Annotated in this window: 4 protein-coding genes; 1 reads left to right on the top strand and 3 read right to left on the bottom strand. The window is 74.2% G+C overall.

Going from position 1 to position 7,897, the window contains the following annotated elements; genetic code table 11:
- The coding region (locus AB8Z36_RS23090) for a glycosyltransferase family 2 protein (RefSeq protein ID WP_369215273.1) at positions 1 to 2,119 on the bottom strand (2,119 nt) is incomplete at its 3' end.
- 149 nt (positions 2,120 to 2,268) lie between these two features.
- Here AB8Z36_RS23090 and AB8Z36_RS23085 point away from each other — a divergent pair.
- On the top strand, positions 2,269 to 4,371 hold the full coding sequence (locus AB8Z36_RS23085) for a bifunctional glycosyltransferase/CDP-glycerol:glycerophosphate glycerophosphotransferase (RefSeq protein ID WP_369215272.1): 2,103 nt from the start codon (positions 2,269 to 2,271) through the stop codon (positions 4,369 to 4,371).
- A 4-nt stretch (positions 4,372 to 4,375) separates the two neighbouring features.
- Here AB8Z36_RS23085 and AB8Z36_RS23080 read toward each other — a convergent pair whose 3' ends face one another.
- Positions 4,376 to 7,210 (bottom strand): stealth conserved region 3 domain-containing protein, encoded by a 2,835-nt coding sequence (locus AB8Z36_RS23080; protein ID WP_369215271.1) that lies wholly within the window; start codon positions 7,208 to 7,210, stop codon positions 4,376 to 4,378.
- Positions 7,207 to 7,647: a hypothetical protein gene (locus tag AB8Z36_RS23075; protein ID WP_369215270.1), complete on the bottom strand. Its 441-nt coding sequence runs from the start codon at positions 7,645 to 7,647 to the stop codon at positions 7,207 to 7,209. Before AB8Z36_RS23075 ends, AB8Z36_RS23080 begins: the two co-directional genes overlap by 4 nt.
- Positions 7,648 to 7,897 lie beyond the last annotated feature (250 nt).

The raw sequence follows: 7,897 nt of genomic DNA, 5'->3' as shown, positions 1-7,897 counted from the left end.
CGGCGGGCACCGTCAGCTCCTCGTCGCGGCCGCTGTGCCGCAGCACGAGTTCRGCCTCGGGCCAGCAGGCGGCCGAGGCTAGGCCCTCGACGGTCAGGGTGCCGTCCGCGCCCCACTCGACGCGGTCGGCCACCGGCTGCCGGGTCAGCTCGACGACCAGGGCGCCCTGGTCGTTGGCGGTGGCGCACAGCTCGCGCCCAGGGCCCGCCGGATAGCGGCCCGGCGCCAGGTCGAGGGTGGCGGCCAGGGACTTCAGGGTGCCGTCGGGCAGCACGAGGTTGGCCTGGAAGCGGTCGCCGTGCGGCGGCTCCACCTCCTTGGGCCCGAGGTGCGGCACCGGGGGCACGGCCGTCAGGTCCGCGAGGCGCACCCGCACCTCGAAGCGGTTCCCCGTGAGGGTCAGGGGATAGTCGAAGTCGGTCTTCGCGTGCTTGTGGGTGAGGCGCAGGGACTCGGGGCGCAGGCCGCCCGGCAGGCCGCCGCTCAGCACCACGTCGCCCCCGTCGAGCCGGTGGCCCTCCACGCGCGCCGCGTACTCCTGGACGCGCAGGGCGAGCCGCCCCTTGCTGTAGCCGACGGCCAGCCGGAGACCGTCGCCCAGCTCGCGCACCAGGGTCTGCGCGGAGGCCCCGTCCGCCGCCCTGACCGCCGCGCGCCGCACCGAGCCGTGGCCCGCGACGACCACGCCGAGCAGCCAGTTGCCGGGCCGCCACCGCCCGCCGGTCCTGAGCTGCTCGGGGTCGACGGTCATCTCGAAGCCGGAGAGGTCGTAGCAGTGCAGCTGCTGCCGTGACTGCTCGGTGGCCTGCGGCGCGGTGACGGTCCGCGTCGGCACCCGGCGGAACTGCCGCCTGCTGCTCACCGACCTGAGCAGACCCGTCTTGACGGAGTGCCCGGGGCGGGTCGCCTCCAGGTTGCGCACATAGGCGTAGCCGCTGATGCGCAGCTTGCCGTCGTCGCCCCACCGGGTTTCGCCGACCCGCGCCACGACGGGCAGTTCGTGGCGCCCGAGCCGCGCCAGCTTCTCCGGGACACGGCCGATGCCCGGGTAGACGGCACGGCGCCGCACCGTGCCGCGCACATGGAAGGCGGTGCCGTTGGCGCGCTCGTAGGTGAGCAGGGCGATGAGTTCGGCGGTGCGCATCTCCCGTACGAGCTGCCACTTGATCCGCAGGTCGACGGGGAGCCCGGCGATGACGGACGGGTCGGCGCGGCGCAGGAAGGCGGCCGTGTCCGTCATGAACGCGGCGCGGTATTCGGGGCCGCCCATCGGCAGCCCCTCAAGGAAGTACACGAAGTCGTCGCGCAGGCAGGAGGTGTCGTACGTCTTCTTCATCTGCGGGGCGTGCGTGGCGAGGAAGGCGCTGACGTGCGCGCAGGCGGCGATGCGGTCGCGCACGCCCCGGACGTCCGTGCGCCGCCGGGTGATCGAGCCCTCGCGCACCCGCCAGTAGTAGACGTGGTCGCTGAGCACGTCCACGGAACCGGCGAGGAAGTGCGCCGGGATCATCACGGGCGTGTCCTCGTAGAGCTTGCCCTCGGGGAAGGCGAAGCGGTGGCGGTCCCAGAAGGCGCGCCGGAAGACCTTGTTCCAGGCCACGCGGTCGGCCAGGAGGTCCAGGTCGCGCGTGATGTGCGTACGGGTGCGCGGCTCGGTCAGCCACTTGTACTGCCAGGCCTGGGAGCGTCCGCGCTCGGTCAGCCGCCAGACGTTGCCGCTCGCGAAGTCGGAGCCGGAGGCGTCGAGGCTGGCGATCATGCGCTCGTACGCGTCGTGCGGCACGACGTCGTCGCTGTCCACGAAGGTGAGGAACTCCGCCGTGGGCGACGCCTTGCGCACCCCGGTGTTGCGGGCGGCGCTCAGCCCCGCGTTGCGCTGGCGGACATAGACGAAACGGGGGTCCTTCGCGGCGAACTCGCGGGCGATGCGCGGGCTGCCGTCCGTCGAGCCGTCGTCGACGAGGATGCATTCGAGGCCGCCCGCCCCCTCGGCCGCGCCGGTGCGGCCGGGGCCGGTGCCGGAGCCGTTGACGGTTTGCCGGGCGATCGACTCAAGGCACTCCTCCAGGAACTCCTCGACGTTGTAGATGGGCACGACGACGCTGAGACGGGGCTGCACGGCGACCGGCCTTTCATGGGAGTACGGGCATATTTATCCCCCTTTGCCCGCCGCTCGCTGGCGTTGGTCAGCCTGTTCGCCGCCTTCCACCCGGATGAGTGACGCGAGGTCTTCGACAGGCGGTGCCGTGCTGACTACGGTCGGTTGGCATGTCGCGCTTCTCCGTCGTCGTCCCCGCCCACCGTGTCCAGGGCTACCTGCGGGAATGCCTTGACTCCGTGCTGGCACAGTCCTTCGCCGACGTCGAGCTGATCGTCGTCGACGACGCCTCGCCCGACGCCTGCCCGGCGATCGCCGGGGAGTACGCGGAGCGTGATCCGCGTGTGCAACTCCTGCGGCTGGCGGCCCGGTCGGGGCCCGGTGCCGCCCGCAACAGCGGCGCCGACCGCGCCACCGGCGAGCACCTGCTCTTCCTCGACGGCGACGACCTGCTCCTGCCGGGCGCGCTCGAAGCCCTGGACGCCGCCCTCGCCGAGCGCGGCGAGCCGGACGTCCTGCTCTTCGCCCATGAGCGCGTCGACTGGTGGGAGCAGGTGCGCCCCGGCGGCGACCGCCTCACCGGCGACCCGCTCGCCCACACCCCCGCCGCCTGGAACCGCCTCTTCCGGCGCGCCTTCTGGCACGAGCGGAAACTCGCGTTCTCCGAGGGGCCCTACGAGGACGTGGTGCCGGTGCACACCGCGACCCTGCGCGCGGGGGACCGCGTCGCCGTCCTCGACCGGAGCTGCGTGCGCTGGCGGGAACGGCGCGGCGGCAGCTTCTCCACGACCCCGGGCAGGCAGCACTTCGCCGCCGTCGAGCGGTACGAGGAACTCCTCGGCGCCCTGGACCCCGCCGACCGCGCCAGGCTCCTGCCGCACGCCGCCGCGCACCTCGTCGCCGTCCTCGACGACCCCGGGCGGATCGGCGCGGCCGACCGGCGCGACTTCTTCCGCGAGGCGGCGCGCGTCTACCGTACGTACGCCCCCGCGAGCGCCGGAGAGCCCCGGAGCCCCGAGGAGAAGGCACTCGCCGCCGCCTCCTACGCCGCCTACGCGGGACTCCGCGAGGCGGGCAGCCGGCGCGTCCGCGTCGCGAGGGAGCTGCGGCAGCGCAAGAAGAAGCTGCGCGCCCGCGCCATGCGCGCCGTCTACCGCGCCGACCTGCACCGCTCCCTCGACCCGCACCTCGCGGTCTACGGCGCCTACTGGAACCGCGGGGTCTCCTGCAACCCGGCCGCCATCCACGCCAAGGCCCGCGAACTGGCCCCGCACATCAGGGGCGTCTGGGTGGTGTCGAGCCGCAACAAGCACAAGGTGCCCGCGGGCGTGGAGTACGTCATCGAGGGCTCGCGAAGATACTGGGAGGCGATGGCGAGAGCCACCTACCTCGTCAACAACTCCAGCTTCCCCGGCGGCTTCACCAAGCGCCCGGGGCAGGTCTACCTCCAGACCCACCACGGCACCCCGCTCAAGACGATGGGCCTGGACCAGCGCCGCTACCCCGCGGGCACCCACGGCATCAGCTTCCAGAAGGTCCTGGACCACACCGACCAGTGGGACCTGAGCCTCTCCTCCAACCCGCACTCCACGGAGGTCTGGGAGCGGGTCTACCCCTCCACCGCCTACCGGCCCCTGGAGGCGGGCTACCCCCGCAACGACGTGTACTTCACCACGGGCGACGAGGAGATCACCCGCATCCGCACCCAGCTCGGCGTCGGCGACGGGCGGACCGTGCTGCTCTACGCGCCCACCCACCGCGACTACCAGAAGGGCTTCCAGCCCCGGCTGGACCTCGCGCGCTTCGCCGAGCGGCTCGGCCCCTCCTACGTCGTCCTCGTGCGCGCGCACTACTTCTACGGCGCCGCCGCCGTGCTCGACCGGCACCCGCAGCTCGTCGACGTCACCGGGCACGCGCGCGTGGAGGACCTCTGCCTGGCCGCCGACGCCCTCGTCACGGACTACTCCTCGCTGATGTTCGACTACGCCTGCCTGGACCGCCCGATCGTGACCTACGCACCCGACTGGCAGGCCTACCGCCTGGCCAGGGGCACCTACTTCGACGTGCTCTCCGGCCGCCCCGGCGAGACCCCGGGCGCGACGGCCACCACCGAGGACGCCCTGGTGGATCTCTTCAGGGACGGGACGTGGGACTCCCCGGAGTCGGCGGCGCTGCGGTCGGCGTTCCGGACGAGGTTCTGTCCGTACGACGACGGGGGCGCCGCCGAGCGGGTGGTGCGCGAGCTGTTCCGCCCCGTGCTGGACCGCGCCTGACGGCTCACGCCCGTTCGTAGGGCGAGCGCACCGGGAAGTACGCGGTCAGGAAGGACCTGATGGCGAGCGCCATCTCCTCGTCCGCCATGCCGCTCTCGTGCGACTCGCCGATGCAGAACGCCGTCCGGTCCCGGTTCTGGAGCAGCCTCCCGAGCCGGGCGTGGTCCTTGCGGTCGCCGATGTCCACGAAGTCGTAGGAGATGCCGCCGGGGACGGCCCGCCCGGTGAGGTAGGCGTAGTGGTGGTGCAGGGACGAGACGATCGCGAGGTCGCCGGTCGAGCGGAATCGGCTGCGGGAGGTCGCCGCCCACTCCTCGGGGAACCGCTCGGCGATCTCCTCAAGGACCGAGCGGCGCAGCGCGTACGGCACATGGAAGAAGCTGTGCGTCGCCGTCCTGCCGAACTCCCTGCGCAGCAGCTCGCGGTTGTTCTTCGCCGCCCCGAGATAGCCCTCGTCGTCCGGCGAGACCGGCAGCGCGGGCACGGACGCCGACGACCAGAAGAAGCGGGCGATGCCGTTGCTGTGGAAGAACGTGGTGGGGTTGGTGGGGCGGCCGAGGAACATGTCGTCGTTGAAGTAGAGGAAGTGCTCCGAGAGGCCCTCGACGCGGTGCAGCTGGGACTCGATGGAGTGCGAGTTGAAGGTCGGCAGGCACGCGTCCGGGTCCGCGAACAGGTCGCGGTGGTCCACGACGGTGAGGCCCGGGTGGCCGGTGTCCAGCCAGTCGGGGCGCTGGCCCGCCGTGACGAGGTACACGTGTCTGATCCACGGCGCGTACATCGCCAGGGAGCGCAGCGAGAAACGCAGCTCGTCGCGGTTGCGGAAGCGCACCGCGCCGTCGTCCGCGGTCTCCCTCGCCCCGCCCCGCGTCGCATCGCGCAGCGCCCGCCACTCGGGGTCGGAGTCGTCGACCCAGGTGTAGACCGCGTCGACGGGGAAGTCGACGTCCTTGACGAGGAGTTCGGTGAACACGTCCAGGGTGGGGTAGTCCCGCTCGGCCACCCGCAGGGTCGCCGTCGGGGTGAGCGAGGGCAGTTCCGCCCCGGCGAGCGTCGCCCCGAACGGCGCCCGGTACCCCTGCGTGCCCAGCGGTCCGCCCTCGGTCCGCCCCCAGAACGCCACCGTGCAGGCCTGGCCCGTGCCGTGCCGCAGCGATAGCGTGGTCGTGGTCACCGGCTTGAAGACCCGGACGCCCGCGACCTCGCCGATGGCGTCGAGCCGCTCGGCGAGCACCGCCCCCGGCGCCGCGTCGCGCGGGTTGACCAGCTCGGCGTAGACGGGCTGCCCGCGCAGCGCCCCGGCGAGCGCCTTCAGGGCGTGCTCCCGGTGCTCGGCGGCCACGGCGAGGGTGTGGGCCGTGCCGTCGGGGGTGCGGACCTTGACGTAGGGGACGTCCCGCGCCGCGAGGGCGTCGGCGGTCAGTTCGAGGTTCAGCTCCGCCATGCGCGGGGCGAGGACGTCGTCGCGGCGCTCGGCGAGGCGGCCCACCGAGCGGATGACGCGGCCCGTGGTGTCGGCGGCGAGGATCTCGTCCTCGCGGGCGCGCTCGTCGGCCGCCGCCGCGGCGTCGAAGGTGTGCGGGGCCGTGGGGCGGAACCCGCAGCCGCCGGACGCGACCCCGAGCGCCACCCGGTCCGCGCGCCCCCGCAGCCGCTCGGGACGGTCGCGCCCCGCCACGAGCCGCCGGTACAGCTCCTCCCAGCGGGCGGTGACGGCGGCCGACGAGAAGCGCTCATAGACGCCCTCGCGCGCGGCACGGGCGAAGGCGCGCCGCTTGGTGGCGTCGCCCATCAGCTCGTCCATGGCGGCGGCCAGCTCGGTGACCTGCCCCGGCGGCACGAGGAGCCCGTCGACGCGGTGCCGCACGATCTCGGCGGGCCCGGTCAGCACGTCGTACGCCACGACCGGCACCCCGGCCGCGAGGGCCTCCAGGAGAACGAGCGGGAACGCCTCGTTGTGCCCGGCCGTCATCAGGCTGAGCCCGGCCTTCGCCCACTCGGCGGCCATGTCCTGGCAGGGGCCGAGCAGTTCGACGCGGTCGTGCAGGCCGAAGCCGTCGATCAGGCGGCGCAGGTGCCGCTCCCGGTGGCCGCTGCCGAAGATCCGCAAGGTCCACCCGGGGTGGGCGTCGGCGACCTCGGCGAAGGCGCGCACGGCGTGGTCGACGCGCTTCTCGCCGGTCAGCCGCGCCGCCATCACGATGACCTTGCCCTCGCCGTCGGCGCGCGGCCGGAAGCCGTCCGGCACGGCGTTCGGGATGACGGCGAGCTCGGGCGCGGTGGGGCCGAGGGACTCCGCGATCCAGTCCCGGGTCCGTCCGGTCAGCGTGACCAGCGCGTCCAGGCGCGGGGCGTGCAGGAGCAGCGGTTCGCCGGAGGGGCCGCGGCGCTGGGTGGGGCGGTGCTCCTGGTGCACGGTGACGACCCGCGCGGGGGCGAGCGTCACGGCGGCGGCGAGCAGCGCGGGCGTGGTGGTGACCAGGACATCGGTCTCCAGGGCGGCGAACGCGTCGGCCATCTCGATGTCCGAGAGCCGGTCGAAGGTGTCCTCCCAGGCGGGCCTGATCAGTTCGCTGGGGAGCGCGGCGAGCGTGCGGCACGCGGCGTCGTCGAGCTCGGAGTCGCGCACCGGGCGCTCGGGCGTGCGCGTGCGGTCCACCAGATAGCGGACGGGCAGGCGGCGGGCCTCGGCGAAGAACGGCTCCTCGCGGGTGCGGAAGACCGAGACGACCTCGACCTCGATGCCGGGCCGCTCGGCGAGGTGGGCGGCCTGGGTGTACGTGGCGAGCTCGGTCCCGCCCATCTCGTCGCCCCAGCCGAGCAGGTACGTGATCTTCATGAGGTCTCCTTCGCGGGCTCCCGGGTGAGGTGCGGCCGGTCCTTGGTCCTGGTCTCCGTGGTCTCGGTCGCCCTGGTCCTGGTCTCCGTGAGGTCCGTGATGTCCCAGCACGTCACCGCGAAGGCGCCGGTCCCGGTGAAGTGGGCGTGCGCCCGTACCAGCGCGCCGTCCGGCAGCGCGAAGACGCGGAAGGGCGTGGGGCAGGCCGCCGCGGGGTCGCGTACGTCGGACAGCCACCGGCCGAGCGGCAGCCCGGCCACCCGGAAGTCCCACACCCACTGCCCCTCCCCGGCCCCGGTCATCGCGGCCAGCGGCACCCGCAGCGTGAACGCCGCGCCCGACCACCGCACGTCGATGGGCACCGCGACCTTGTCCCTGCGCCGCACGGCCTCGGCGTACCGGTCGGGAAGCGCCCGGCCCACCAGGCGGCCGTGCACGGTGATCGAGTCGCCGCGCGGCTCGAACCGCGTCAGTTCCGCGCGCGGACGCGACCGGCCCCCCCCCCCCCCCCCCCCCCCCCCCCCCCCCCCCCCCCCCCCCCCCCCCCCCCCCCCCCCCCCCCCCCCCCCCCCCCCCCCCCCCCCCCCCCCCCCCCCCCCCCCCCCCCCCCCCCCCCCCCCCCCCCCCCCCCCCCCCCCCCCCGGCGTACCGGTCGGGAAGCGCCCGGCCCACCAGGCGGCCGTGCAC

It is taken from the genome of Streptomyces flavofungini, from assembly GCF_041028215.1.
Taxonomy (GTDB): Bacteria; Actinomycetota; Actinomycetes; order Streptomycetales; family Streptomycetaceae; genus Streptomyces; species Streptomyces flavofungini_B.
Note: the sequence above shows the minus strand (reverse complement) of the source record. Positions and strands in the feature narration are given on the sequence as shown.